Consider the following 23,237-nt stretch of genomic DNA (forward strand, 5'->3'; position numbering starts at 1 on the left):
ACCGTGAACCCCGAGCACCGCCCCGACGCGGCCCCGCAGGGCCGGCCGCCCGGGCACAGCGCCCCCAACCCGCTCCAGGACGTGGCCGCCAACGCGGCCGCCACCGCCCGCTACCTCGCCGATATCCAGCGGGTGGTGCGCGACACCGAGCGCCACCTGGCCACGCTGACGGACGAGACCAGCGTCCACCTGCGCGGCACTCACCTGGAAGGCGACCGTTTCTGGCACGCCAAAGGCCGCGCGAGGCCGGTGGAAAAGGCGCTGCGGAAGGTTTTGAAGGACGCCAAGAACCTTGCCGCCGACCTCGAATCCGCCGCCTACAGCCGCCGCGCGTTCGACGAGAACTGCGCGAACACGGTAAAAGACCGGAAGGAAAAGGCGCTGGAAAAGCAGCGGAAGAAGAACCCGCAGCAGATCCCGCCCATGCCCGCCACCCCGCCCGGACTTCGCAGCAAGCCGGAAAGCGGCTACGCTGCCCCCGTGTCCAACATTCACGACCTGCGAGGACGTGAATCGGCGTGAGTAGCGCAAACCGCCCGCTGACCCGGCACGAAGTGAAAGCGCAGAACTCCCGCACATATCTGCTGGAGCAGCGGGACGAATACATTCGCCGCTACGGCGAAGACCTTGGTGCTTTCCACTTCCTGATGATGCTGCTGAAGACGCAGGGTGCCAAGGCCCACCGGCGCGGCGACGTCCAGGCGCTGCGGCTGCTGGCCAACGACCTGCTCGCCGTCTACGAGAGGCACACCCCGCAGTAGCACCACCCGCGAGGCCCGAAGGGGGCCGGCTATCACGGCCGGCCCCCTTCGGCTTGCCCCCCAACGCCCGCACGCCCGCCCGCTGGCACGCCCGCCCGCGTGCACGCGTGTACGCGAGGCACCCCGACCTTGTCAAGGAAGGAGCCCCACCCGGTGTCCAGCACCTCCGACGGTCCCGGCGACGGCCCCGGCCGGCTCATCCCCTTTCCCCCGGGAAGCGATGTCACCGACCGGCCCGTACCGCTCGCCGATATCGACCGCCTCATCCCCCCGGCCCGTGAAGCCCCTCCGGAAAGCGCCATGGAGCGGACCATCGAACTGCCGCCCGTCCGGGAACCCATTTCCCCGGAAAGTGTGCTGCGCGCCGAATCCACCCCTGCCCATTCCCCGGTCGAAGAGGAATACGGCGAGGCGGAAGAGGAAGGCGAATACGAATACGAGCCGCCCCGCAGCTTTATGGAAATAGTCGGCGATTGGCTCGAATATCGGATCGCCCGGGGTCATGCCGGCCTTGAGGCCGAGGGTCCCTACCGGGAAGCGGTCATCGAGGCGAAAGTCGCCCGCCTGAAAGCGGAAAGCGACCGCGAAATCGCTCTGCTGGAGGCGCACAACAAGCTGCGCCAGGCCGGTATCCAGGCGGCGGCCGACAAGAAGACCGCCCTGGGAAAGGGTGACGCGGCAGCACTGAAGGCTGGCTCCGGCGCCTCCGGCTCCGGCGGTGGCCGGGGCGGGGCGGGCGGCGGGCGCGGTGGCGGTGTGGGCGGCGGTCCGGCCGGAGGCGGCAGGAACCCCGCCGGGCCGGGCGGCGGGCGGGGCGGCGCTGGGGCGGGCACAGATAAGGGCGGTCGCAAGGACAGCAAGTCCTCCGCCGCACACTCGCCGTCGGCGGGAAGGGTGGACGACAAGGCCCGCGAGCACAAGGCGCGGGCGCAGGCGGACCGGCAGGCCGCGGCCGCGAAGGCGAACGAGGACAAGCGCCGCCACAAGGACCAGCTCCGCCAGGAACGCCAGCGGGCTAAGGAGCAGTCCCCTGCTGGTGGCGGCCGGGGCGGAGCCGGTGACGGCCGGGACGGCGCCAGGAGCTCCAGCGGCGCGTCACCCCGGCAGGAACGTATCCCTGCCCGGCAGTCGGCCCGCGTCGAGCGGCGGGCCGAGCGGAACAAGGCCCGGGACCAGCGCCGGGCAGCCGAACAGAGCGCCGGCCTGAGGGACCGCACCAAGGACCGCGACCAGGCGCGCGCCGACCGGCAGCGGGCCCGGGACAAGAAGTGGGCCGATCGCGAGGCTCGCCAGGAGGAGGAGAGGAAGGACCGGGCCGACCGCGGCGCCGCCCGCCGGGCCCGGCGCGAGAAGCGCAAGGTGCGGCGGGAGGAGAAGAGGGCCGCCGCGGTCGGGCGTACGACGCTGGGCAAGGCGGTCGGGGACGAGGCGCAGCGGCGGTTCGACGAGCGCCGCAAAGCCGCCGAGGACGCCCACGCCGCCAAGGACGGCAAGACCGGTGAGGAGAAGACCAAGGCTGAGACGGCCAAGGAGAAGACCGGGGATGTCAAGAAGGACGATGCCAAGAAGGTGGAGGAGCCCAAGGCCGCCGAGGAGCCGGAGAAGGACGGCGCCGAGAAGGCGGCGGAGCCCGGCACGGCCAAGGCCCCCAAGGGCCCGGAGAAGGAGCCCGGCGGCGCCGACGGCGAGACCGGGAAGCCTGCCGGGTCTGAGGAGTCCACGACCGCCGCCAAGGGCCCTGAAAGCCCTTCAGTGCCCCCGGCAGGGGAGCCTGCGGGCACGGAGCCGGAAGAGGCCGAGATCGTTGAGGAGAAGCCCTCTGACGGCTCCGAAACGGCAAGCGACAGCGCGCATGACCGGCCTGCAGGGAAGCGGTCGTTCGGCGGCCGGATCAAAGACCGGCTCACCAAGAACAAGCTTCCCGAGGAGGGACCGCGGCCCCCGCTGTGGATGGAGGCCGAGGGTGAGCGTGCTCGTCCTCCGATCCGGCCGAAGGCGGAGGACGACATCGTCGAGGCTCACATCATCGAGCCCGACGACGCCGAGCCCCACAAGCCCGGCGGAGCCGAAACGCCCGTTGGCGAACCGGAGATCGCGCAGATCTACAACCAGGTCTGTAAGTTCCCCAAAGAGCCCTGGGTCTGGGAGACCTACATTCCGTCCGGGAAGAAGGTCCCGAAGTCCCCCTCCGCAACAGGTCCGGCGGCCGCCTCCACGAAGCCTTCCGGCTCTCGGGAGATGGACGAGGAGAGCGTCGAGCCCTGGGACCTGCACTACCCGGACCCGCCCAAGGCGGGGTCCGGGAAGCCCGCGACCAAGGCGGATACGGCTGCTCCCGGCCCCGGTACGCCAGCCGCCGGGGCCGTCAAGCCCGTCAAGGTGAGCGAGCCGGCCGAGGGGGACAGGCCCCACGCCCCCGGTGAGACGCCGGTGAACAAGACCGATCCGCTGGCGGACCTCACCGACGCCCAGATCGTGGGGTTCCTCGTTCCGGGGCACTCCCGCCCGCCCGAGCCCTCGACGCCCGTCTGGGACGACACCGCTACCCCGGCCGCCGGCGGCCGGGGGGCGGGAATCCCGGCGCAGTCCGCCCCACCCGACACCACCCCCAAGGAGGCCCCGCCGATGAGCACGACCCCGGCCGGTTCGCAGCTGGCCGCGAAGCACCAGACGGACATCACCTTCGACCAGTACCTGGTCGAGATGACGAACATCGCCCTGGCCGCGCTCGGCGACAAGGAGACGGCCGAAGACCTGGTCAAGCGTCTCCTGGCCACGGCCAAGGCGCTCCTGGAGATCGCTGAGGACCTGGCGGACGACCACAACGTCGACAAGCGGATCGTCGCGCAGATCAGCGCGCTGTCCGAGGCGCTTCAGCGGATGACTGCCCAGGCCACGCGGTGTGCCCAGGAGTGCGCGGACGCCGCCGAGGCGGCCGTACAGGCCGCCGCCGGCGTCGCCCGCGTCTACGGCCAGGACATGGACGCCAAGCGGGAGGCGGGCCTGGTCCACGCCTCGGCCGCCGCCCACCACAACTGACCCGCCCAGCACACCGAGAAGGAAGAGACCGCCCCGATGAGCGGCACCGAGATTAAGAGCGACGACAACAGCTACAAGGACGTCCAGGCCAAGCTGAAGAAGCTGACGAAGGCGCTGGAGGACAAGGCCGTCGAGCTGGAGGACCTGCGGCGCGGCATGCAGTCCAACGCCACGCGGGCCGAGGACGTCGCCAAAGCCATCGAGAACGCCGAGCTGGACCCGCGGTTCGTGGACTTGACCTACGTGGTTGCCACCGCGCTGGGCGGCACGGCCGCCCAGCTCCGGCACCTGATCGAGGACGCCGCCGAGGGTGCGTCGCACTCCCAGGTGGTCCAGCGCGCCCACGCCCGCCTCTACGGACGGCTCGACGAGGTCCGCTCGGGCCGCCGGGAGAAGACCCCCAAGCCCGGCTTCCTCGCCGACTAACCCCCTGCCCCACCCTCCCTGTCCTGGTCAGGGGCCGGACCGCCGCCGCGGCCCGGCCCCTGACCCTCTTCCCTCTGGAGAGCCTGATGTTTCTGCCGCGCAGTGTGGCGCTCGAACGCCTCGCCTACACCCTGGCCGCCCCCGCCCTGGCCCTGGCCCCGAACCTGTCTCCCGACGGCCTGGCGAACATCGCCCTCCTTCTGCCGGGCGTCGTCGGTGCCGGGAACATGATCCACGCCGCCACCAGCCGCGTGCCCGGCTCCGGACAGCGCATCATCCGCTCCCTCCCCTTCGCCCTGGCCGCCGGAGTGGACCTGGCGGCAGTCTGGACGCCCGGCTACGGACCCGCGCAGACCGACGTCCTGCTCGCCGCCGGCTGGGCCCTGCTCTGCGGCGTACTCGCCCCGCTGTCCCGTACCGGACGGCGCGGTCACCGGCCCGCCGCAGTCACCAAGCTCCCTGCCGCCCCGGCCGCGCCCGCCCTGGTCGCGGCCCTGCCCGCCCCGACCACACCGGTGAAGGAGCCGCTGCACCCCGAGGACGGCGCCACGCTCTACACCCGCAGTGCCCGCGAGCTGTGGGAGCGGGCCGGCCTGCCGGGCGGCACGCTGCTGGTCAAGGCGATCCCCCACCCGGACACGCAGCGGGACCTGACGATCCTGCTGCGCTCCAAGGAGGCCGGCCGCCCGATCCGCTCGCTCTCGGCCGCCGATGTCGCGGCCGCGTTCGCAGTGTTCGAGCAGGAGGTCACGCTGGCGCCGGTGGAGCAGCAGAAGGACGGCCGGCAGGGCGGGCCGGGATGGCTGCAGGCCCACATCACCCCCGACGCCACCGCCCGCCGCACCAAGACCCCCACCCTGGAGGAGCGGTGGGCCGACAAGGTTGCCGGGCCCAAGGGCGGCGCCCCCGGCACCGAGCTCGTCGCTCGTATCCGGGACGAGGAGCGCGGGGTGACCTTCTACCGGGGCCGGATGCTCGACGAGACCGAGATCCCGCAGATCGACCTCGCCAAGGTCGCCCGCGGCCTGGGCATCCCGGCCGACGACTCCTGCCAGTTCGTCATCATCGACGGCCACGAGTTCCTGATCAGCATCTTCGACACCCCGCCGCTCAGCCAGATGTTCCCCGCCACCCGCGAACTGCTCACCCCCGACGCCAAGGGCATGTACGTCTGCGGGTACACCACCACCGGCCAGCCGGTGCGGAACATGATTTACCAGAGCGACAAGAACGCGGCGCGCCACGGCCTGATCCTGGGCGTCTCGCGTTCGGGCAAGACACAGTTCTTCGCGATCGACATGGCGGCCATGTCACTGGCCGGCCAGGTGGTGTGGCTGGGCACCGTCCGCAAGGACGAGAAGACGAGCACCCTGGGCCGGTACATCGACCGGCAGGGCTCCAACGCCCTGTGGATGGCCCGCTCGCTGCGCGCGGCCAGGGCCCTGTGTGACATCCGGGCGGAGATGCCCTGGTCACACGACGGACAGCCCCACGACTACAAGCCCGGCGACCCGCGCTGCCCCTACCGGCAGCTCAACGTCTTTGGGGACGAGTTCATGACCTGCACCAAGGACGAGGAGTACGGCGACTTCATCCAGACCATCGCCGACGACCTCACCGTCACCGGCCTGAAGTACGGCATCGGCTTCAACCCTGCAGGCCAGAGCCCGTTCGCGCACGACGGGTTCTCCTCCGGCATGAAGGCCAACCTGCGCCAGAACAGCAGGGCCGTCGTGTTCAACATGGGCAACCCCTCCTCGACCCGCAAGGCCGTCGAGGGAACCATGGAAAACGCCCACGATGTGCCCACGATCCCCACCCGCTACTCCCAGCAGGAGGGCTCGGTGATCGAGCGGGCCATGCGCGGCGAGGCCGACCCCGAAAACGGCGTCTCCACCGGCGGCGTCGCCGTCATCGTCCTGGACAACGGCCGCGCCGTCCTCATGCGCAGCCTGTACGCCGACTTCGACACCGACCTCAAAAGCATCTTCCCCGACGAGGTCGTCCACCTCACCGACCACGAGATCAGCGAGCTGGACAAGCGCGGCCTGTGGTTCGACTGGAACGAGCCCGAGCGTCCGGGCGAGTTCCACCCCGTTCCCGACGACGACGGTGACGGCGACGGTCCCCGCCGCCGCGGCGGGGGCGGGAGTAAGCCCGGCGGCGGCAAGCCCGGCCACAAGCGCCGCGAGGAAGTCGTCTCCGCCCGCCAGGCCCTCGAAGCCATCAAGACCCTCGTCCCCTGACCCCACTCTCCTCCTGTGGGCCCGGCCGCGTGCTGCGCGGCCGGGCCCACGCCATCCCCGATTGGACACCACCATGGACTTCCGCCCCGCCTCCGACCGTTCGATGTCTGATGCCGAGGCCGCCGCCGAGGCCGAGCAGATCCTGCGCACCGCGTTCCACGACCAGCCGCAGCCGGCCCCGGCCTCGACGTCGTTCCGGGACGACACCCCGCTCCCGACCTTCGGGTCCACGCCGCCGGTGCTCCAGCCCGAGACCCGCATCGTCCCGGCCTGGGCGGCCGGCACCGCGGTCGCCTCCATCGGGATCGGCGCCGGGATCACCGGCGCGGGCTGCGGCGTCTGGCTGGCCCTTCAGGGTCTGGCCGCCGTCACCCTCACCTCCGTGCTGATGGTCACCCTGCCGCTCGCCGTGCTCGCCGCCCTGGCCACCGCGATCGGCAGCGCCGTCCAGCACGCCCGCGTCACCGTCACCCACACCGAGCACCACTACACCGGCCCGGTCACCCAGAACATGCAGCACACCGAGCAGACCGCCCGCGGCTTCTTCGGCCGCATCACCAGCCGCTGACTCCGGTCGTTCCGCCCGGCTCCCCCCCCGCCCCTTCGGCGGCCGGCAGGACGAGAGCGGGACAGGCCGCCCGGCCCCAGCGCCACCCCCGATCACCCCACGAAGGAGTACTTCGGCCATGTCGTCGAACGGACCGAACCACACCCCCGAACTGCCGACCTCGAAGCCGTCTCCGAAGAAGAGCGCCGCGCGGGAGCGGCTGGATGCCGCCAACGTCTGGTGGAACCGTGCCTGGGAGAAGGACGGTGTCCTGCACACCATGTGGGAGGACATCCGCCGTGCCCCGAAGGCCGACTGGCACGGCCTCGCCCACTGGATCAAGGCCTTTGCCCTGCTGGTCGCGGCCGTGGTGGTGGTGATGCTGATCGGCGCGGCCGCCGGCGTGCTGGGCGCCCTCGTCGACGCGGTCACCGGCAGCGTGCCGCGTCCGAACGTGGACCTGGAGCACGACACCAGCGGCATCTGGACCACCCTCACTGAGCCCATCAAGGCCTTCCTCGACGCCCAGGCCGCTTACCTGCCCGCCTTGTCCGGCGCCACCGTCTACACCCTGTGGCAGGCCATCGGCCTGATCGGCTTGATCGGAGGGTTCCTGCGCATCAGCGGCGCCCGCATCGTCTGGACCTTGTGGGGTGCCGGGAGCATCTGGGTCGTGTGGGCCGTCTCCCCGGCCGGCGGGCGGATCCTGGCCGCCGCCCTCGCCACCGTCGTCTGGGCGCTCGCGAGCATTCTCGCCCTGCGCGGCCTCACGTTCCGCCCCGTCATCCACAACCATCAGGCGGCCCCGGCCGCGGCGGTGTTCAGCCCGGAGTTCCGCCCCGAGCTCCACCTGCACGCCACGCTGCCCGCACCCACCTCGCCCGGCGACGACACCCCGCCCCCGACGGTGATCCGCTTCCCCAACCGCTGACCCGGTCACTCCGCCTGGCTCTCGCCCGCCCCCGGGGTGCGCGAGGACCGGACAGACACCTCAGGGTCTTAACTCGTCAAGTCGCCTGGGTATAGCCGCTGTGTAGCCTGTCGATCTGTTCGAACGAGTAAGGGGGACGCCGGGTGGACATCGAAGGAGCTCATGCTGCGATCCAGCTCCCTGAAGGGAACTGGTGGGACTGGGACGTGGTCGCCTGGGACGGCGGACAGCTGAGGCTTGCTGCCGGCTACGACCTGGCTTACCACCATGGCCTGGAACTGGTCTTCGGCGATCCGTTCTTCGTCTGCTGCCCGGCGGTGTTTCACGATCCGATCTTCCGTGCACCGACCGCGGACGAGGTCCTCAAAGTCACGCGTCAGGTCGGCGAAAGGCCGCCCGTCGTGGTCGCCTTCGAGGCCGACGCGGGCGGGCAGGAGCAGGTCTCGTGCCTGATCGCATCCGAGCGGTTCGATGTTGTCCAAGAATCCGTCCTGCGGTACTGGCGCGAGGATGCCGGCCCGGAGCAGCGCTTCGCTCCCTGGGTGCGGTCCCCGGACCAGCATGCGGCCTCTGGCTAGGCGGCCGCTGTGCTCATCTCGGTAGGTGAGGCTGGGAAGGCCAGCTCCTCGTCATATTGCTGGTCCTGCTGGAGGCAGTGGTAGAGCTGACCGATCATGCGGTTGAAGAGGTTGCGCTGGGCGGCGGCGTGCCGGTCTGCATGACTGTCGCGTCGCCGCCGGTAGTGGGCCTTGGCGCCGGGTGAGAAAGCGATCACGGAGAACACCCAGAGGTAGCCGGCGTGGTTGAGACGGTCGTTCTTTACCCGCGTCGGGTGATGCCCGGCATCTTGCCGGAAGCCCGTACGACGGGGGACGCGCTGGTGTATGCCTTCGGACCGCGGGCGTCGGTGAACCGCTGTCGGTCGTCACCGATTTCGGCGGGCACTTGGGCGCCGAGCCGGATGCCGAGTCTGGGAATGTTAAGGATGGTCCCGGCGTCCGGGTGCCGTGTGGCGCAGCTTCCCGTGAGGAGTACGACCGCAGTGCGTTCTCCGAGGGTTTGGCCACCCGCCGTCAGCCGCGGGACATGGGCCTGAGATCCGGTGCCCATCCGGGACCGGTGACGAGCCCGCGGTACAGGCCGCAACGACGCTCGTATTGCGCTCGCCACAGATCTACCGGCGTCCGTCTTCACCGGCGCCAGCGTCAGCGACGCCACCCGCCAGACCAGGTACGCCGGACGCGACCGGCTCGACTACCTCGCGTCCCGCACACAAATCTGACCGCTCCCCCGGACGGCGATCACAGCCCAGAGAGACCATCGGGAGAAGGGGCCGGTCATCGCGCCTCGGCGCATTCATCGATGAACGCGCAGAGCCGACGAATGAGGCTCAAGGAGGAGGGTGTGGGGTCCGAGTCGCCCTGCATGTGCGGTGCATCCTGGAGCCACTGCTGCCACAGGCCCCCCGGTTGCCGGAAGCGGTCGGCTTGACCACCTCCGAGGTTCAGGTCGATGAACTGGAGAGCGCCCATGACGACAGTCTGGTCGTATCCGAGGTCAGGACGACGGAGGTAGCGATCTAGGTAGGCGGCGAGCAGATCGGCGTCGCGTGCCGTTCCGAAACTGGCCAGGGCCACGCTGTATGCCAGCCCGGCGCAGCAGACCTCGCTGGCCAGCAGGAGTTCCCCGAGGCGCTCACGGAACTCGGTCCGGCGGGAGACAGCTATGAGCCAAGCCGCAGTTCTCCGCTCTCGCCAGCCGCCTTCGAGCAGCTTGGCGATCTCATCGGCGGTGATGAGTCCTGCGTCCTCACGGAGATCTCGCATGAATCGGTCGCACTCAGGACTTTGCATGTGCAGCAAGCCGCCGCCGAGCTTCAGGTAGCGCCGCTCGGGCGTGACATAGCGGCGAACCAAGGTCAGCAACTCGGCATCGTCGTGCGGATTGCGTATCACACAGTCGATCTTGCCTTGTCACCGCAGAACAGAGCCAGCCCCCTCCCTTGCCCTGCTGTTACCTGAGCAGAGGTAAACCCAGTTCCAAGGCCCGCGAGTCAGCCGCCATGGAGGCCCCACTCGTCGAGACCCCCGTAGATGTGGGCTTCGAGGCATTGCGGGGCGCCAAGGCCCACGGCCTCACCCCGGTACACGGCGATGAGGGAGTCCTTGCCCCGCCACCAAGAGTCCGTCACACCCTGCACTTCGGGGACCGGCTCGAATTCGCCGAGATCCAGTGCGTCGACGGCATTGCGCGTGACCCTTGTGAAGGTCGTGGCCCAGCGGCGGGCATGAGCGGCGAGCGCCAGGGATTCCACCCATCCGTCAGTGCTGGCATGCAGGGGCGTCCAGCGGTAGGCGTCGATGCCGAACGCACCGTCGGGGCCGATCATGAAGCTGTAGGCCATGGACACCCGGCAGTCTCCTGCCGGGAATGACCAGCCTTCTGCGGGCGTCTCTTCGGGGCAGTCAGCGTCCAGGATGCGCGGACCACCCTCGTAGAAAGGGGCTGGCGGCAGGGCGAGGCCGCCCCAGCGGTCCTGGAAAGCAGTGGCCCGTTCGATCTCCGCCGCGGGGATCCCGTGCTCGATCCACGCGTCGTGGTGTCGCCGGATGTCCTGTTGGCGAACGCCGATGCCTTCCGTCTCGATGAACCGCTGGGCCCTGCGGCTCAGGCCGGCAGGTGCGACCGGGACGGGCCATACGGGCTGATCGGCCATTACCGCGGCTCACCGTTACCGGCGTGGAGCACGGCCGATGCAATCTCCCGCACGCGCTCCGGGCTGATCCCCGTGCGCTGCTCGACGGCGAGGGGATGGTCAGTGGGTTCCAGCTCGACGAAAGGGCGCTCGCCGACCGGGCGGGTATGGACGCGCGTTTTCAAACTGAGCGTCGTCGCCGGGTACACCGGAAGATCGGTGGTGAGCCAGCCGAAGTAGGGCTTCTCCGTTTCGCGGCCGGGTCTGTCCCACAGATCCGAGGCTCGGGAGAAGCTCTCTCGGCTGAGCGAGACCCAGACGCCCCAGGAGAACACCTCGGCACTGCCGATGACCGGTATCTCGATCAGCCCCTTGACGAAATAGTGCTGCCCGCGGACCACGCACTGGTCCGTAGAGAGCAAGCAGTCCTCGGCATCGGCGAAGGCCGGATCCCACACGGCAGGGGCCTCGGCCGTGTAGTTCATCGGCAGCTCAGGGTGGCGGGCCCCGCAGCACGTGCAGGTGAACCCCAAATCACTGGTCATGGGCCCGGAGCCTAGCGACGGACTCCAGCCGTACCCGAAGGGTGCTTGCCCGGCACAACTCCGCGCGACCAACTACCCCACTCAGTCACAGCTGGCTACCCCGAGGACAAGCGATGGCAAGCGGCTTCCGTGACGCCTTGGCACTGGAATACCGCAGCTACGGAACAAGTGCACTCCGCCAACACCTCTGCGCTCCCTGGGCTCCTACCTGGAGTGCTCCGACGGAACGCCCGCCGACCCCACCTCCTACATCGCTCCCCCGGCCAAGCACCTGCCGGCCGCCTGATCCGAGAGGACCACCGTTCATGAGCACCTCCACTCTGCGCGTCTCCGCCTTCACCGAGCCCGAGCGCCCGAGGTACCTCCAGATCTGCTACAGCAACCTCGCCGGTGCCGCCGTCGACGTCACCGGCGGCGGCGAGCACACCAAGGACAACCGCTGGACGTGCCGCGACTGCAAGGACAGCTCCGACTGCCCGCAGGCAGACTGACTCTGGCGGAGCCGGGAGGCGGCCAGCACCCACGCCACCACCTGCCGCGCGATCCCGCTGACGTGACCGGCCGCCGTCTGCGCGCCGCCCTGCTGCTCGCCGCCTTTCCGGAAGCCGCGGCCGGGGCCGTCGCCCTCGCGCCCAGGACCGGGCATCGGCGGCTGCACGTCCACCGGCACCGCATCGAGCTGACACCTCTGCCCCGCCGCTCCTGCCCCGACTGCCGGGGCTACGGCGGCTGGTGGGTCGACGGCGTGAACCCGGAGATGGAGGCGTGCGGCTAGTGGGCGAACCGGCCCACCTGGCGCATCCGGCTCCTGCCCGTCCCGGCCTAGCCGGACGAGCCCCCGTTCTGAAGCGACCCGACCCCGGCCGGTGCGGCCGGGTCGGACCTCGGGCGGCCGCGCATCGGCAAAGGGCCAGCCACCCGCTCCCTCACCCAGATCCGAGATCAGGAGACCTCCAGCATGCCCCGACACCTCACCACCGAGCGCCTCGCCCTCTTCGGCACCCTGCTGGCCACCTTCGGCGAGCTGCATCCCGCATGTGACCACTGGGTCCAGGGGTCGAAGACGGCTTCGCGGAAGCGGCTGTACGGCAAGGACCTGGTCCACGCCGACGGCTCCCCCGCCACGGCGGACTCCACCCGCCCGACCATGACCACCAGCACGCTCGGCAGGCGCGCGGTGGCCTGCCACGTCGCGTCGTACACGGCCGTGCAGCTCGGGGCGACCATCGCGATCACCCGCGCGTTCGGCTACCGCGTCACCCCGACCGCGCTGCTCGCCGGCGCGGCCATCAACGCCGGAACGCACGCCGCGATCGACCGCGGAGCCGTACTGCTGTGGCTCGCGAAGAAGACCAAGAAGACCGGCTACATCGAGCACTGCCAGGCGGTCCGCCTCGACGACGAAGGCGCGGTCACCAAGGAGCTCACCGGGCCGGGCAGCGCGTGGATGGAGCTGGACGCGGCACTCCACCGCGCCATAGGCATCGGCGCCGCCGCCGTCACCACCTGGCTCACCACCCGCCCCGGCGGCCGCCGGTGAGCCGCACCCGCCTTGACCGCGTCCGCGCCTCGATCGGGATCGCCCAGCTCGCCCTCCAGCAGATCCAGGACGACCTGAGCGCCGGCGACCTCGACGCCCCCGAGCTCGCCGCGATCCTGCGCGAGCTCCAGAAGGACATCGACGTCCCCGGCGGCCTCTTCCCCACGCTCGCCCAGCTCGTCAGCACCGCCGCCCGCCGGGCGGAGCAATTCGAGCCCTACCGCGACGGCGTCGCCTCCCGCTCTCTGTACGAGGCCGCCGCCCTGATCACCGACAACGCCGGGCAGCGCATGACCTGGGCCGCCCGCGCCCTTGAACCGCAAGGAGATGACACGTGAGCCAGACCCAGCCGCAGCTTCCGGAGAACGCGCTCGTCGTACTGATCGGCGCAAGCGGCGCCGGCAAGTCGACCCTGGCCCGCACCTGGCCGGCCTCCCAGGTCCTCTCCCTCGACGCTCTGAGGGGCACCGTCAGCGACGACCCGGGCAACCAGGCTGCCACCGACGACGTCGCCGACGTCCTCAAGGTCATCCTGGAACGCCGGATGGCCCGCCGCCTGAACACGGTCGTGGACGCGACGAACGTGGAGGAGGCCATCAGAGTCGAGCTGGTGATGACGGCGAAGAAGTACGGCGTGCCGACAGTCGCGGTCGTCGTCTCCACGCCGCTGTCGCTGTGCCTCCAGCGGCAGCAGCCGCGCCCGGCCAACCGGCGCGTGCCCGACGACGTCGTCCGGCGACAGCACGAGGCGATGGCCTTCTCCCACCAGAGCCTCGCCCGGGAGGGCTTCACCCAGGTCCTCTTCGCCCACGACCTGAACCGGCTGGAGCCGTACCTGCGGCACCTGAGCGCGGCCCGCCAGGCCGACCTCGGCCTGGACGGCGGCGACGGCCTGGGCCACCTGCTCCTCGTACGCCGGTTCTTCGGTGAGGAGATCCTGCCGATGTGGCGGTGGAAGGACGGCTCCGACATCGCCGGCGGTGACCGTGTCGGCGAGGTCCGCCTCGGCCAGCAGTCCCTGACCCTCGCGCTGCGCCTGGACGTCGACGGCGAGGGCGACATCGGGTTCGACATCGCCGTGCCGTGCTCGTTCGACCCCGAGTGCAGCGCCACCGCCTGGACGCCGGCCTACAGCGTCACCTGCCTGCACCGCGCGCTCACCGGCGACCTGGACCACCGCGACGACATTGTCTGCACCGTCCACGGCCCGAACAACGACGACGACCAGGGCGACGAGGACGACCCGGACATCGAGGCGCAGGACCTCGCAGCGATCCACGGCTGACGGACCTCCGTGCCGCCCCGACCCCGGCCCACCGCCGGGGCCGGGGCGGTCGCGGTGGCCCCTCACCCACCGCGATCACGAGAGGAGATGGATGTCATGACCCAGCCCCCGTACTACGAGGTCGACGTCCCCATACGGAGCACCGAGACGCCCACCCTGCGCGGGGTGCACGTCTTCACCGGCTGGGCGAGCAGCCGCGCCGCCGCCGTGCAGGCCGCGCACAAGGTCTACGACGCGGCCCGTGCCGCTGCGGAGGCCGGACGCGAGATTCCCCACGGAAGCCCGGATGGATGGTCGGCTTGCGGATACCGGCCCGGCTGGGAGCTCGACTGGCCCGCTGCGACGGCCGGCCCCTGGAGGAGCCCGTACAGCTGGCTCAACTCCACGCCCTTCGAGATGTAGCTCTGCCCCGGGACAGCCGCTCTGCTTGACCGGCTTCGACGGCTGTCCCGGGCCCACCCAACCCGTACGAGACGAGAGGGAGATTCTCAGTATGGACTCCGTCCTGCACACCACAGGCCGGTTCGGCCCGCGCACCCTCCTGATCACCACCGCCGCCCTGCCGCTCACCGGTTGGGCGCTCCACGCCGTCGCGCTGCACAAGCAGCTCGCCGCCACGCGGAAGGACCCGCTGACCGGCCTGATGCGCCGCGACGCCTACACCGCCCGCGCCCGCCGGCTCCTGGCCCGCCACGGCGATGACACGACCGTGGTCATGGTCGACGCCGACCGGTTCAAGGAGATCAACGACGGCCTCGGGCACGCGGCGGGCGACACCGTCCTCGCGTCGATCGCGGCCCGCCTCACCGCCTGGGCGGGCCCGCGCGCTGCGGTCGGCCGACTCGGGGGCGACGAGTTCGCCGTAGTCCTCCAACTGCCCGCCGACCGTCGCGAGCAGCGCCTCGCGCAGCTGGTCCGGATGCTGCACACCTCGGTCACCCTGGACGACGGACGCACTGTCGACGTCGCCGCCTCGGTCGGCGCCGCGACCCCGGTCGTAGTCGGCTCCCGTGACCTGAGCATGCTTCAGCGGGCCGCCGACGCGGCGCTGTACGACGGCAAGCACACCGGACGCGCGGTCCTGGCCACCGCAGCGCATGCCACCGTCCCGTCCCTCAACGGCCGCCGCGCTGGGCGCCCGGGCACGGCCGTGTGGGGGAAGGCCGCGTGAGCACCGACACCCTTCCCGCAGGCGACTGGATCCGGGGCATCACCATCAAGCAGCCCTGGACGGCCGCCATCCTCGCCGGGCACAAGACGATCGAGAACCGACCCCGGCCTGTCTGGCGGCCGGGCTGGGTCCTGCTGCACGCCGGCGGGCAGATCGACCGGCGCGCACGACGGGACCCGCTTGTCGCCCACGCGGTGCGCGGACGTGATCTGGTGACCGGCGCCGTCCTCGGCGTCGCCCGCATCACCGCCCTGCACCAGGACCCCGACGGATCCGAGCCGTGTACGCCGTGGTCGCTCCCCGGCATGTGGCACCTCGAGCTCACCGACGTCCAAGAGCTCGCCCTGCCGGTCCCCGCGACCGGACAGCTCGGCCCCTGGCGCCCGACACCGCAGCTCCTGGAGCGCGTCTTCACCCAGCTCCCCCGCTTCCGGCCATGAGTACCCGCCGCCCGGCTCCCGCACCGACCGGGCCGCCCACCGCGCCGGTCCGCCTCCTGGACTGGCGCGACGCACGGCATTACGCCCGGCCCGAACGGTACGTGCTGTGCCAGAGGACGACTCCGCTGCGCTCCCACGACGGCGAACCCGTGCACAACACCTGCGCGGAGAACTGGAACGCGGAGCACGCCGGAGAGGCCCAGTTCATCTCCGACTTGCCCAAGAGCGGCAAGGGCAACGACCACGCCTGACTCCCTCCCCTGGAGGCACTCATGAGCGACACCGACCGCACCCTGGCCTACCCCGAGCCGCCGGCCTCCCCGTTGTGGCACCGCGACGGTCCCCGCACGCGGCCTCTCACCCCCGAGCAGCAGCGCCGCAACCGCGAGACCCTCCTCGCCGCCCAGCGCTGCCCGCGCCAGAACCTCCCGACCCGGAAGGCACGCTGATGACCGCGATACCCCTGGTCCTCGACGGCTACCTCGACGACCTCCCGGTCCCCGACGATGGCGGCCTGATCGTCCGCTTCCGGGTGGTCTCCTCACCGACGGACGATGTCACCGACGAGACGGTCTGGGCTTGCCGCACAGCCGACCCGCACCTCGCCCACGAGCTGCTCACCCTCATGAGGCCCGGGGACCTGCTGCGCATCGGCGGTCACCTCGCCCTGCCCGGCCCCGGTGACGAAGGCGGACCGCGCCTCGATGTCGACGCCCTGGGCCTCCTGTCCCCCGCGCCCGCCATGGACCTGGCCGAGACGGCCCTCGACCGCTACGGCCCCTACCTCGTCGTCCTCGACCCTGAGATCGACACCGTGCCCGTGTTCACCGAGGCCGGCGCCTGGGTCGGCCTCGCCGAGCACTCGGACGCGATCACCGACCTGATCCACACCTACGAGACCGGCACCCGATCCACCCCCAACCCGGACTGGAAGGGCTGATCACCATGAGCGACACCAATGAGAACCACGCCGTCATCCGCTACACCGCCGACGTCATCGCTGTAACCGACGACGGCCGCGTCCTGCTCATCAAGCGCGGCTGGCCGCCCTTCGAGAACCACTGGGCGCTGCCCGGAGGTCACGTCGACGACGGAGAATCCTCCCGCCAAGCCGCTGTTCGCGAGCTGGAGGAGGAGACCGGCATCCGCGTCGCCGAGGACGACCTGGGCCTGGTCGGCGTCTGGGACCAGCCCGACCGCGACCCGCGCGGCCGGTACGTCACCGTCACCTACCTCGCCACCGTTCCCGCCGACACCCAGGCCATCGCCGGAGACGACGCCTGCGACGCCCGCTGGTGGCCCCTGACCGACCTGCCCGAGCGGCTCGCGTTCGACCACGCCGACATCCTCGCCACAGTCCTGCCGTCGACCCCCTGACATCACCGCCATTGTCCGACGTGTGTCAGGCATGACAGCACCTGTTGCCGCGAGCGGGGCTGGCTGGTGCGGGTCCCGTCAGCATCCTGGCGCCTTCGCTCCTCGTATGTCTGCCATGAGGTCGACGGATCGTTGTCTGCTGCTCAGGCCCGGGGATCTCCGCGAGCTCGTGGAGATCCCCGGGCCTTCTTGCATTCGCGGGCGACCCTCCCCTGGCACTCCCGTCAAAACCCGGTTTTGAAGAGCCTGAGCACGAAGCAGCTCCAGCGAGGCACAAGCAGCCGCCATAGTTTCTGAGGAGCTGCCCCTCCCCCGAGACCTACAGCGAGCAGCTCAAAACCGGGTTTTGAAGGCGAAGGACAGCAGCGGAAGTGAGCCGGCCGTAGGTGGGAACACCAAAACCCGGTTTTGAAAGCCCGTCGCAGTACCTACACACGGGGCGATACGTGGCATCCTGTCCCGGTCCGCTAGTACCAGCCAGTCCGGCTGGGAAGCATACGGAGCATCAGGAGTACCACCCATGGCACGGATCACCGCGCTCATCAACCGCAAGGGTGGAGTCGGAAAGTCGACTCTCACCGTCAACACCGCGGCTATCACCGCTCACGTTCTGGGCGCAGCCCCCGAAGGCGACCCCCACTACGTAGCAGCCGTCTCCGCCGACCCCCAGGGCTCGACCACCTGGTGGTCAGAGCGAGTCGGCCAGGAGCTCCCCTTCTCCTTCGAGCAGATCAACTCCAAGGACGACCTGGAGCTGTTCTCCGCCCTGAAGAAGTCCCGCAAGATCAAGCACGCCTTCATCGACACCCCTGGATGGATGGACCTTCCCGAGGACGAGAAGGAAGAGGCCGGCGACCCGTTCGGCAAGAGCACCGCCGCCGACGCCATGCGCGCCGTCCTGGCCAACGCCGACGACATCATCGTCCCCGTCGAACCCGAGCCGCTCGGGTTCATGCCGACCCGCGACACCATCGAGGAAGTGGTCAAGCCACTCGGCATCCCCTACCTCGTCGTCATCAACAACTGGGACCCCCGAGACGGCGAAGCCGACCTCGACCAGACCAAGGACTTCGTCCGCGCCCAAGGCTGGAACCTGGCCAACACCGTCGTCCGCCACTACAAGGTCCACACTCGGGCAGCACTCGAAGGCACCGTCGTCACCCAGTACAAGAAGAACCGGGTCGCGATGGAAGCCCGCGAGGACTTCTACCAGCTCGCCCTCGAGCTCGGCGCCGGCAAGAAGGGCTCCCGCTGATGGCGACGAAGAAGCCCTGGGCCGACCTCCTCGACGGACCGGGCAAGCCCGGCAGCAAGCGAGCCTCCGCCGACGAGCCGGCCAAGCCGGAGACGCCGCCGACCACCGCTTACATGCACATGCTCGTCGGCAACCCGGAGAACCCCCGCACCGACGCCGACTACTCCGACGACGACCCTGACTTCCGGGAACTCAAAGAGTCGATGCAGTCCGTCGGACAACTCCAGCCCGCCGTCGCCATGTCCCGCGAGGCCTTCCTCCGTGTCAAGCCCGAGCATGGCTCCAAGCTCGGCGACGCCCAGTGGGTCATCATCCTCGGCAACCGGCGCTTCCACGCAGCCAAGCAGCTCGGCTGGACGAAGCTCGAGATCCGCGTTCGTGACCGCCTCGGCAACGAAGACGACGACAAACTCGACGAAGCCGTTGTCATCGAGAACATCCACCGCAAGAACATCCCTCCCTACAAGGAGGCCGAGTTCCTGCAGCGGATGATCGAACGACACGGATCTCAAGAGAAGGTCGCGGAGCGCATCGGCAAGTCCCAGATGTACGTCTCCAACCGCCTTGCCTTGCTCAACCTGCCGCCCGAGCTTCAAGAAGCTGTCGACACTAAACAGCTCAAGGTCAAGACAGCCGAGAAGATCGCCCGGATCCAGGACCCGGAACAGCAGAAGGCCATCGCTGCCGAGGAGCTGAGCAAGGCCCATGCGCCGAAGGCCACACGCAAGCGCACGGCCGCTCCGGTGACCTCGCCGGTTCAAAACCCGGTTTTGAGCCCTGTATCGGAAGCCGCGCTGAACGGCGGGGGAGCGACGGCAGTAACGTCCCCCGGCATCAGCGAACCCACCCGCCTCGTTCCAGAACCTCGGATCACCACGCTCCCGCAGGCGCCAGCAGGTACCGAAGCGCTCTGGCATGACGGCTCCGCCCTCATGGACGCCGCATTCGCCCATCTGGACCCGGCACAACGGAGCGCGTTCATCCTGCGCTACTTCCGACGCAGCCGAGGCGTAGAGGCCGTCATCGCCGACATGCGAGGAGACCTCTCCCCACAGGACCGCGCCTCGCTCGCAGACATCCTCGAAGAGGTCACTGCCGGCCTCCGAGACGCATAGCTCAGCCAGAAGCTCCTGCTCTCCAGAGTGACGAGCAGGGGCTTCTATACGTATGAGCGCCTGCGGCTACGGATGGATGCCCGGGACGCCTCCAGCTCGCCACCATCTTTGAAGAGACATCCCGACGACTCAAGCAGCTCTAATAACTCACCATGCAAGAGGGGCCAACCTACGGGCTGGCCCCTCTTGCATTACATCCCTTCCGACCGACCCTCAAGAGCAATTCGGCCGACCTGTTTCTTGCTCCAGTGGACGAGGTTGTTGTCGGCCACGAGGGTGTTGGGGTGGTCGGGGCCGAGGATGCGCAGGTAGTCGGTGAGGAGTTCGGCGTAGGCGTCGGATGCGCCTTGTGCGTCTCCGGCTCTGCCGCGGCAGGAGGCGAGGTTGTTGCGGGCCATGAGAGTGTCAGAGTGGTCGGGCCCCAGGATGCGCAGCATGTCTTCGAGGAGTTCGGTGTAGCCGTCGACGGCGCTTTGTGCGTCTCCTGCTTCTACTCGCCAGTGGGCGAGGTTGCCTCGGGTGGTGAGGGTGTGGGGGTGGTCGGGCCCCAGGATCCGCAGCTGGTCATCGAGGAGTTCGGCGGTGGCGTCGGCGGCGCCTTGTGCGTCTCCTGCTTTCCCGCGCCAGTGGGCGAGGTTGCCTCGGGTGGTGAGGGTGTGGGGGTGGTCGGGCCCCAGGATCCGGAGCTGGTCATCGAGGAGTTCGGCGGTGGCGTCGGCGGCGCCTTGTGCGTCTCCTGCTTTCCCGCGCCAGTGGGCGAGGTCGCCTCGGGTGGTGAGGGTGTGGGGGTGGTCGGGCCCCAGGATGCGCAGCATGTCTTCGAGGAGTTCGGTGTAGGCGTCGGCGGCGCCTTGCGGGTCTCCTGCCTCCCCGTGCCAGCGGGCGAGGTTGCCCCGGGTGCTGAGGGTGTTGGGATTGTCAGGCCCCAGGATGCGTAAACAGTCATCGAGAAGTTCGGCGTTAGCGTCGACGGCGCCTTGTGTATCTCCTGCTTTCCCGCGCCAGTGGGCGAGGTTGCTTCGGCTGGTGAGGGTGTGGGGGTGGTCGGGCCCCAGGATCCGGAGCTGGTCATCGAGGAGTTCGGTGTAGGTGTCGGCGGCGCCTTGTGCGTCTCCTGCTTTCCCGCGCCAGCGGGCGAGGTTGCCTCGACTGGCCAGGGTGTGGGGGTGGTCGGGCCCCAGGATGCGCAGCTGGTCATCGAGGAGTTCGGTGTAGGCGTCGGCGGCGCCTTGCGGGTCTCCTGCTTCCCCGCGACAGGCGGCGAGATTGCCTCGGGTGGTGAGGGTGTGGGGATTGTCGGGCCCCAGGATGCGCAGCTGGTCATCGAGAAGTTCGGCGTTAGCGTCGGCGGCGCCTTGTGTGTCTCCTGTTTCTCCCCGCCAGGCGGCGAGGTTGTTACGGACGGCGAAGGTGTCAGAATGATCGGGTCCCAAGAGGTCATGAGCAGTGATATATAGCTGATCAAAGTAGGTGTGTGCTGCGGTGACCTGCCCGGTTTCTCCGAGGGTTTGCCCTGCCGTGAAGAGGACGGCGTGAAGTCCGCCGTCTTCTTTGGGTGGGCCAGCGGCGTGTAGCGCGCTGACGTTGGCGATGAGCAGGGGCAGAGCCTCATGGTCGAGGCGCTTGGGCCAAGCATCGAGGAGCGCATCAGCTGCAACTAGTGCGGCGGTGGTCTGTTGCTCGTCAGTGAGGGTGTCGCGGGTGGTGTGCTGGACCAGCGCGTGGACGCGGATGGCGTCAGGGGTGCGATCGATGAGGCTGAGGCGGTGCAGCACGCTGAGAGCCCGCATGACCTGCCGATCCTTAACCTGTTCCCTGTCCTTCGCAGCCTTGGTAGCAGGAGCTGCATCTATGGCATTTCGACTGAGGTAGACACGGGCTGCTTCAGTGGTGGTCAGTACTGTGGGAATGCCGTCGGGAGACAGAACCGACAGCAGGGCCAGCAGGGGGCGGGCCAGGCCGGCCGGTGGGAGGGTGTCGGCATATTGGACGCTGAGCTCCCAGACAGCCGCGACGGGCAGTTCTTGGTCGTCGGGTAGGGCGTCGGGGGTGAGTTCGGCCAGGCGTGCGGTGCGTTCGGTCAGCATCCGCTGGTAGGCGGCCGCGGTGTGGCCGGTGTCGGCGAGGTAGGCGGCAGCCTGGGCGAGAGCGAGCGGCAGATACCCCAGAGCGTGAGCCAGGGTGCGCAGGTCGTCTTCGGGTTCGGTGTGGTCGTAGTCGGCCAGGCGTCGGGTGAGGAAGGCCAGGGCTTCGGCAGAAGTGAAGACATCGACGGCGATCTGAGTGCCGCGGTCCCGCAGGGCGGCGTCGCGGCGCCGGGTGGTCGCCAGGGTCTGCCCGAGGGGTGAGGTGGGGGGCCACAGGCCGGTCAGGTGGTTGGGGTCGGTGATGTTGTCCAGCACGATCAGCCACCGCACCGCCCGCGTCCCCGCCGCGACCGGGCGAGGCTGGAGCCAGGCCAGGAAGACGGCTGCACTTTGCGCATCGTCCTCACCAGCGCCCGCAGGAGTGAGACCGAGGGCGCGGGCGGCTTGGGCGTAGGCGGACAGGATGCCGGAGCGGTCGGTGGCCGTGGCCCACACGACCACATCCACCCGCCCGTCGGCTATCTGGGTACGCGCGTGATGGGCGGCGATCTGGGTCTTGCCGACCCCGCCCAACCCTGACAACACCCACCGCGCATCACCCGACCCGCCCTCGTCCTGGCCGGTGCCGTCGTGATTGTCGGTGCCCTGCACAAAGGTGCCGGTGAGGACGACTGTTTCGCCGTCCTCCAGTGCTGTGCGCAGCAGCCCGCTCTGGGACCGTGCCTGATACCGGCTTGCCGCCGCCGGCACAGTGCCCACCACAACCGGGAACGACACCATCCGCTCCGACGGTCCCGGCGCACCCATATTGATCGTCACGTCTTGCACGGAGATGTGATCTCCGCTGATCCCCAGCCCAAGATTACCTCTCACGTCCAGCGCGCGTTCCCCTATATCGGCTGTTGTCTGCGGCGGAACAGTCGCTGCCGGTGGTGCCGATGCCGGCACATCGTCGGAGATTTCCTTTGGCGCTTCGGAGCCAGGGTTCTCGGTGTTGTTTTTCTTCGCCCGCTTGGGCCACAGGGGACTCACGGCTGGTTCTGCTGCCCGTCCTGCTTGGGTGCGTCGCCGGTGATGGCTTCGCCGATCGAACCCCCGGCCTCGACTCCCCGCTCACCAGGCACCCCCGGCACCGCGCCACCCGCACCACCGGGCGCCGGAGCGCTGCCGGGAGGGATAGCGGGGGAGGGGTGAGTGAGGGTGTGGCCGTCTCCGGTGACCGCCCGGCCGATCGAATCTCCTGCCCGCACCGACCGCGGCCCGCTCACCGGCGGTGCGGTGGGTGACGAGGGTGCGGGGGTTGTTCCCTGCCGGAGGGCGAGGGTCAGTCCCGCCAGGCCTGCGGCTGCACCGATGATGCTGGCCACCCGGTCACCGGTATCCAGGTCCACGAACACCGCCACCGCGATGAGACCCAGCATCACCATGGCGCACAATCCTGCGGTCACCCGCCACCACGCTTGAGACATCCCAGCCCACCCCTACAGGACGAACAGCTCGCGCCGGCACCGGGGCACCGGCCGTGTTGCCGAAGTGTTCATCGTAGGAGCAGAGCCGGACAGCCTGGAGCCGAACGCGTACATACACGGGCGCAGCGCAGAAGCGCTGGCCGCGCAGCTTCATGCCATCCGCGCTGCGCCGGGCACGGGAACGATGACCAGAGCCCTGGACATCCACAACCTGCTCGATCGCTACCTCTGCCCGGCTTCCGGCCGTAAGAGCAACCCACACCGGCCGATACGGACTACTCGAGACGCCGACGGTCGGTGCGGTCGCC

At 69.7% G+C, this 23,237-nt stretch carries 29 protein-coding genes; 22 read left to right on the forward strand and 7 right to left on the reverse strand.

The window, feature by feature from the left end:
• Nucleotides 1-3: 3 nt before the first annotated feature.
• From ACIQKA_RS23020 to ACIQKA_RS23055, 8 genes are all read left to right on the forward strand, one after another.
• Nucleotides 4-522, forward strand: a complete 519-nt coding sequence (locus ACIQKA_RS23020; protein ID WP_402542228.1) for a hypothetical protein — start codon at nucleotides 4-6, stop codon at nucleotides 520-522.
• Nucleotides 519-761 (forward strand): carbohydrate ABC transporter, encoded by a 243-nt coding sequence (locus tag ACIQKA_RS23025; protein WP_402542229.1) that lies wholly within the window; start codon nucleotides 519-521, stop codon nucleotides 759-761. Before ACIQKA_RS23020 ends, ACIQKA_RS23025 begins: the two co-directional genes overlap by 4 nt.
• A 153-nt stretch (nucleotides 762-914) precedes the next feature.
• Nucleotides 915-3,800, forward strand: coding sequence for a hypothetical protein (locus ACIQKA_RS23030; protein ID WP_402542230.1), 2,886 nt, complete (start codon nucleotides 915-917; stop codon nucleotides 3,798-3,800).
• A 36-nt stretch (nucleotides 3,801-3,836) separates the two neighbouring features.
• Nucleotides 3,837-4,226, forward strand: a complete 390-nt coding sequence (locus ACIQKA_RS23035; RefSeq protein ID WP_402542232.1) for a conjugal transfer protein TraB — start codon at nucleotides 3,837-3,839, stop codon at nucleotides 4,224-4,226.
• Between the two features lie 86 nt (nucleotides 4,227-4,312).
• Nucleotides 4,313-6,472 (forward strand): chromosome segregation protein ParM, encoded by a 2,160-nt coding sequence (locus ACIQKA_RS23040; RefSeq protein WP_402542233.1) that lies wholly within the window; start codon nucleotides 4,313-4,315, stop codon nucleotides 6,470-6,472.
• Nucleotides 6,473-6,575: 103 nt separating this feature from the next.
• A complete protein-coding gene (locus ACIQKA_RS23045; RefSeq protein ID WP_402542234.1) occupies nucleotides 6,576-7,040 on the forward strand; it encodes a hypothetical protein in 465 nt (154 codons plus the stop codon).
• A 118-nt stretch (nucleotides 7,041-7,158) separates the two neighbouring features.
• The gene (locus ACIQKA_RS23050) at nucleotides 7,159-7,950 is read left to right on the forward strand and encodes a hypothetical protein (protein WP_402542235.1); all 792 of its coding nucleotides are present in this window, start codon (nucleotides 7,159-7,161) and stop codon (nucleotides 7,948-7,950) included.
• Between the two features lie 143 nt (nucleotides 7,951-8,093).
• Nucleotides 8,094-8,528 carry a hypothetical protein gene (locus tag ACIQKA_RS23055; RefSeq protein ID WP_402542236.1) on the forward strand — a complete coding sequence of 145 codons (435 nt, stop codon included), beginning with the start codon at nucleotides 8,094-8,096 and terminating at the stop codon, nucleotides 8,526-8,528.
• On the opposite strand, the gene ACIQKA_RS23060 is transcribed toward ACIQKA_RS23055, so the two are convergent.
• The 5 genes from ACIQKA_RS23060 to ACIQKA_RS23080 all read right to left on the reverse strand — a co-directional run bounded on the left by ACIQKA_RS23060 (nucleotide 8,525) and on the right by ACIQKA_RS23080 (nucleotide 11,130).
• Entirely contained in the window at nucleotides 8,525-8,725 is a 201-nt protein-coding gene (locus ACIQKA_RS23060) for a hypothetical protein (protein ID WP_390113278.1), read from the reverse strand. The two genes, ACIQKA_RS23055 and ACIQKA_RS23060, sit on opposite strands and share 4 nt — an antisense overlap.
• A gap of 44 nt (nucleotides 8,726-8,769) precedes the next feature.
• Complete coding sequence (locus ACIQKA_RS23065; protein ID WP_402542237.1) at nucleotides 8,770-9,060, reverse strand: transposase; 291 nt, start codon at nucleotides 9,058-9,060, stop codon at nucleotides 8,770-8,772.
• A 227-nt stretch (nucleotides 9,061-9,287) separates the two neighbouring features.
• Nucleotides 9,288-9,905, reverse strand: a complete 618-nt coding sequence (locus ACIQKA_RS23070) for a DUF6000 family protein (protein WP_402542239.1) — start codon at nucleotides 9,903-9,905, stop codon at nucleotides 9,288-9,290.
• Between the two features lie 98 nt (nucleotides 9,906-10,003).
• Nucleotides 10,004-10,666, reverse strand: a complete 663-nt coding sequence (locus tag ACIQKA_RS23075) for a hypothetical protein (RefSeq protein WP_402542240.1) — start codon at nucleotides 10,664-10,666, stop codon at nucleotides 10,004-10,006.
• Nucleotides 10,666-11,130: a DUF2199 domain-containing protein gene (locus ACIQKA_RS23080; RefSeq protein ID WP_402542296.1), complete on the reverse strand. Its 465-nt coding sequence runs from the start codon at nucleotides 11,128-11,130 to the stop codon at nucleotides 10,666-10,668. Before ACIQKA_RS23080 ends, ACIQKA_RS23075 begins: the two co-directional genes overlap by 1 nt.
• 365 nt (nucleotides 11,131-11,495) lie before the next feature.
• Between ACIQKA_RS23080 and ACIQKA_RS23085 the strand changes: the two genes are divergently transcribed.
• The 14 genes from ACIQKA_RS23085 (at nucleotide 11,496) to ACIQKA_RS23150 (ending at nucleotide 19,373) form a co-directional block, all read left to right on the forward strand.
• Entirely contained in the window at nucleotides 11,496-11,681 is a 186-nt protein-coding gene (locus tag ACIQKA_RS23085) for a hypothetical protein (protein ID WP_402542242.1), read from the forward strand.
• 62 nt (nucleotides 11,682-11,743) lie between these two features.
• Entirely contained in the window at nucleotides 11,744-11,965 is a 222-nt protein-coding gene (locus ACIQKA_RS23090) for a hypothetical protein (protein ID WP_402542244.1), read from the forward strand.
• A 183-nt stretch (nucleotides 11,966-12,148) separates the two neighbouring features.
• Nucleotides 12,149-12,730, forward strand: coding sequence for a hypothetical protein (locus tag ACIQKA_RS23095; RefSeq protein ID WP_402542246.1), 582 nt, complete (start codon nucleotides 12,149-12,151; stop codon nucleotides 12,728-12,730).
• Nucleotides 12,727-13,068 (forward strand): hypothetical protein, encoded by a 342-nt coding sequence (locus ACIQKA_RS23100; RefSeq protein WP_402542248.1) that lies wholly within the window; start codon nucleotides 12,727-12,729, stop codon nucleotides 13,066-13,068. Before ACIQKA_RS23095 ends, ACIQKA_RS23100 begins: the two co-directional genes overlap by 4 nt.
• Nucleotides 13,065-14,015 carry an AAA family ATPase gene (locus ACIQKA_RS23105; protein WP_402542250.1) on the forward strand — a complete coding sequence of 317 codons (951 nt, stop codon included), beginning with the start codon at nucleotides 13,065-13,067 and terminating at the stop codon, nucleotides 14,013-14,015. The genes ACIQKA_RS23100 and ACIQKA_RS23105 overlap by 4 nt, the downstream gene beginning before the upstream one ends.
• A gap of 96 nt (nucleotides 14,016-14,111) precedes the next feature.
• The gene (locus tag ACIQKA_RS23110; protein WP_383146267.1) at nucleotides 14,112-14,417 is read left to right on the forward strand and encodes a hypothetical protein; all 306 of its coding nucleotides are present in this window, start codon (nucleotides 14,112-14,114) and stop codon (nucleotides 14,415-14,417) included.
• 91 nt (nucleotides 14,418-14,508) lie between these two features.
• On the forward strand, nucleotides 14,509-15,186 hold the full coding sequence (locus ACIQKA_RS23115) for a GGDEF domain-containing protein (RefSeq protein ID WP_402542252.1): 678 nt from the start codon (nucleotides 14,509-14,511) through the stop codon (nucleotides 15,184-15,186).
• The gene (locus tag ACIQKA_RS23120) at nucleotides 15,183-15,626 is read left to right on the forward strand and encodes a hypothetical protein (protein ID WP_402542253.1); all 444 of its coding nucleotides are present in this window, start codon (nucleotides 15,183-15,185) and stop codon (nucleotides 15,624-15,626) included. Before ACIQKA_RS23115 ends, ACIQKA_RS23120 begins: the two co-directional genes overlap by 4 nt.
• Nucleotides 15,623-15,877 (forward strand): hypothetical protein, encoded by a 255-nt coding sequence (locus tag ACIQKA_RS23125; protein ID WP_402542255.1) that lies wholly within the window; start codon nucleotides 15,623-15,625, stop codon nucleotides 15,875-15,877. Before ACIQKA_RS23120 ends, ACIQKA_RS23125 begins: the two co-directional genes overlap by 4 nt.
• A 21-nt stretch (nucleotides 15,878-15,898) precedes the next feature.
• Nucleotides 15,899-16,075 (forward strand): hypothetical protein, encoded by a 177-nt coding sequence (locus tag ACIQKA_RS23130; protein WP_402542256.1) that lies wholly within the window; start codon nucleotides 15,899-15,901, stop codon nucleotides 16,073-16,075.
• Entirely contained in the window at nucleotides 16,075-16,566 is a 492-nt protein-coding gene (locus ACIQKA_RS23135) for a hypothetical protein (protein WP_402542257.1), read from the forward strand. The genes ACIQKA_RS23130 and ACIQKA_RS23135 overlap by 1 nt, the downstream gene beginning before the upstream one ends.
• Before the next feature lie 5 nt (nucleotides 16,567-16,571).
• Complete coding sequence (locus tag ACIQKA_RS23140; protein ID WP_402542258.1) at nucleotides 16,572-17,003, forward strand: NUDIX domain-containing protein; 432 nt, start codon at nucleotides 16,572-16,574, stop codon at nucleotides 17,001-17,003.
• A 520-nt stretch (nucleotides 17,004-17,523) separates the two neighbouring features.
• A complete protein-coding gene (locus ACIQKA_RS23145; RefSeq protein WP_381441097.1) occupies nucleotides 17,524-18,258 on the forward strand; it encodes a ParA family protein in 735 nt (244 codons plus the stop codon).
• Nucleotides 18,258-19,373 carry a ParB/RepB/Spo0J family partition protein gene (locus ACIQKA_RS23150; RefSeq protein ID WP_402542259.1) on the forward strand — a complete coding sequence of 372 codons (1,116 nt, stop codon included), beginning with the start codon at nucleotides 18,258-18,260 and terminating at the stop codon, nucleotides 19,371-19,373. The genes ACIQKA_RS23145 and ACIQKA_RS23150 overlap by 1 nt, the downstream gene beginning before the upstream one ends.
• Before the next feature lie 191 nt (nucleotides 19,374-19,564).
• On the opposite strand, the gene ACIQKA_RS23155 is transcribed toward ACIQKA_RS23150, so the two are convergent.
• Complete coding sequence (locus ACIQKA_RS23155; RefSeq protein ID WP_402542260.1) at nucleotides 19,565-22,492, reverse strand: tetratricopeptide repeat protein; 2,928 nt, start codon at nucleotides 22,490-22,492, stop codon at nucleotides 19,565-19,567.
• A complete protein-coding gene (locus ACIQKA_RS23160) occupies nucleotides 22,489-22,887 on the reverse strand; it encodes a hypothetical protein (protein WP_402542261.1) in 399 nt (132 codons plus the stop codon). Before ACIQKA_RS23160 ends, ACIQKA_RS23155 begins: the two co-directional genes overlap by 4 nt.
• Nucleotides 22,888-23,237: the final 350 nt, after the last annotated feature.

This window comes from Streptomyces sp. NPDC092045 (assembly GCF_044756005.1).
GTDB lineage: Bacteria > Actinomycetota > Actinomycetes > Streptomycetales > Streptomycetaceae > Streptomyces.

Bases quoted from the DNA above. Each gene is read 5' to 3' on its own strand.
- ACIQKA_RS23035 (WP_402542232.1), top strand. From the start codon at position 3,837: ATGAGCGGCACCGAGATTAAGAGCGACGACAACAGCTACAAGGACGTC.
- ACIQKA_RS23040 (WP_402542233.1), top strand. From the start codon at position 4,313: ATGTTTCTGCCGCGCAGTGTGGCGCTCGAACGCCTCGCCTACACCCTG.
- ACIQKA_RS23045 (WP_402542234.1), top strand. From the start codon at position 6,576: ATGTCTGATGCCGAGGCCGCCGCCGAGGCCGAGCAGATCCTGCGCACC.
- ACIQKA_RS23050 (WP_402542235.1), top strand. From the start codon at position 7,159: ATGTCGTCGAACGGACCGAACCACACCCCCGAACTGCCGACCTCGAAG.
- ACIQKA_RS23065 (WP_402542237.1), bottom strand. From the start codon at position 9,060: ATGGGCACCGGATCTCAGGCCCATGTCCCGCGGCTGACGGCGGGTGGC.
- ACIQKA_RS23075 (WP_402542240.1), bottom strand. From the start codon at position 10,666: ATGGCCGATCAGCCCGTATGGCCCGTCCCGGTCGCACCTGCCGGCCTG.
- ACIQKA_RS23080 (WP_402542296.1), bottom strand. From the start codon at position 11,130: ATGAACTACACGGCCGAGGCCCCTGCCGTGTGGGATCCGGCCTTCGCC.
- ACIQKA_RS23085 (WP_402542242.1), top strand. From the start codon at position 11,496: ATGAGCACCTCCACTCTGCGCGTCTCCGCCTTCACCGAGCCCGAGCGC.
- ACIQKA_RS23095 (WP_402542246.1), top strand. From the start codon at position 12,149: ATGCCCCGACACCTCACCACCGAGCGCCTCGCCCTCTTCGGCACCCTG.
- ACIQKA_RS23110 (WP_383146267.1), top strand. From the start codon at position 14,112: ATGACCCAGCCCCCGTACTACGAGGTCGACGTCCCCATACGGAGCACC.
- ACIQKA_RS23115 (WP_402542252.1), top strand. From the start codon at position 14,509: ATGGACTCCGTCCTGCACACCACAGGCCGGTTCGGCCCGCGCACCCTC.
- ACIQKA_RS23125 (WP_402542255.1), top strand. From the start codon at position 15,623: ATGAGTACCCGCCGCCCGGCTCCCGCACCGACCGGGCCGCCCACCGCG.
- ACIQKA_RS23130 (WP_402542256.1), top strand. From the start codon at position 15,899: ATGAGCGACACCGACCGCACCCTGGCCTACCCCGAGCCGCCGGCCTCC.
- ACIQKA_RS23135 (WP_402542257.1), top strand. From the start codon at position 16,075: ATGACCGCGATACCCCTGGTCCTCGACGGCTACCTCGACGACCTCCCG.
- ACIQKA_RS23140 (WP_402542258.1), top strand. From the start codon at position 16,572: ATGAGCGACACCAATGAGAACCACGCCGTCATCCGCTACACCGCCGAC.
- ACIQKA_RS23145 (WP_381441097.1), top strand. From the start codon at position 17,524: ATGGCACGGATCACCGCGCTCATCAACCGCAAGGGTGGAGTCGGAAAG.
- ACIQKA_RS23150 (WP_402542259.1), top strand. From the start codon at position 18,258: ATGGCGACGAAGAAGCCCTGGGCCGACCTCCTCGACGGACCGGGCAAG.
- ACIQKA_RS23160 (WP_402542261.1), bottom strand. From the start codon at position 22,887: ATGGTGATGCTGGGTCTCATCGCGGTGGCGGTGTTCGTGGACCTGGAT.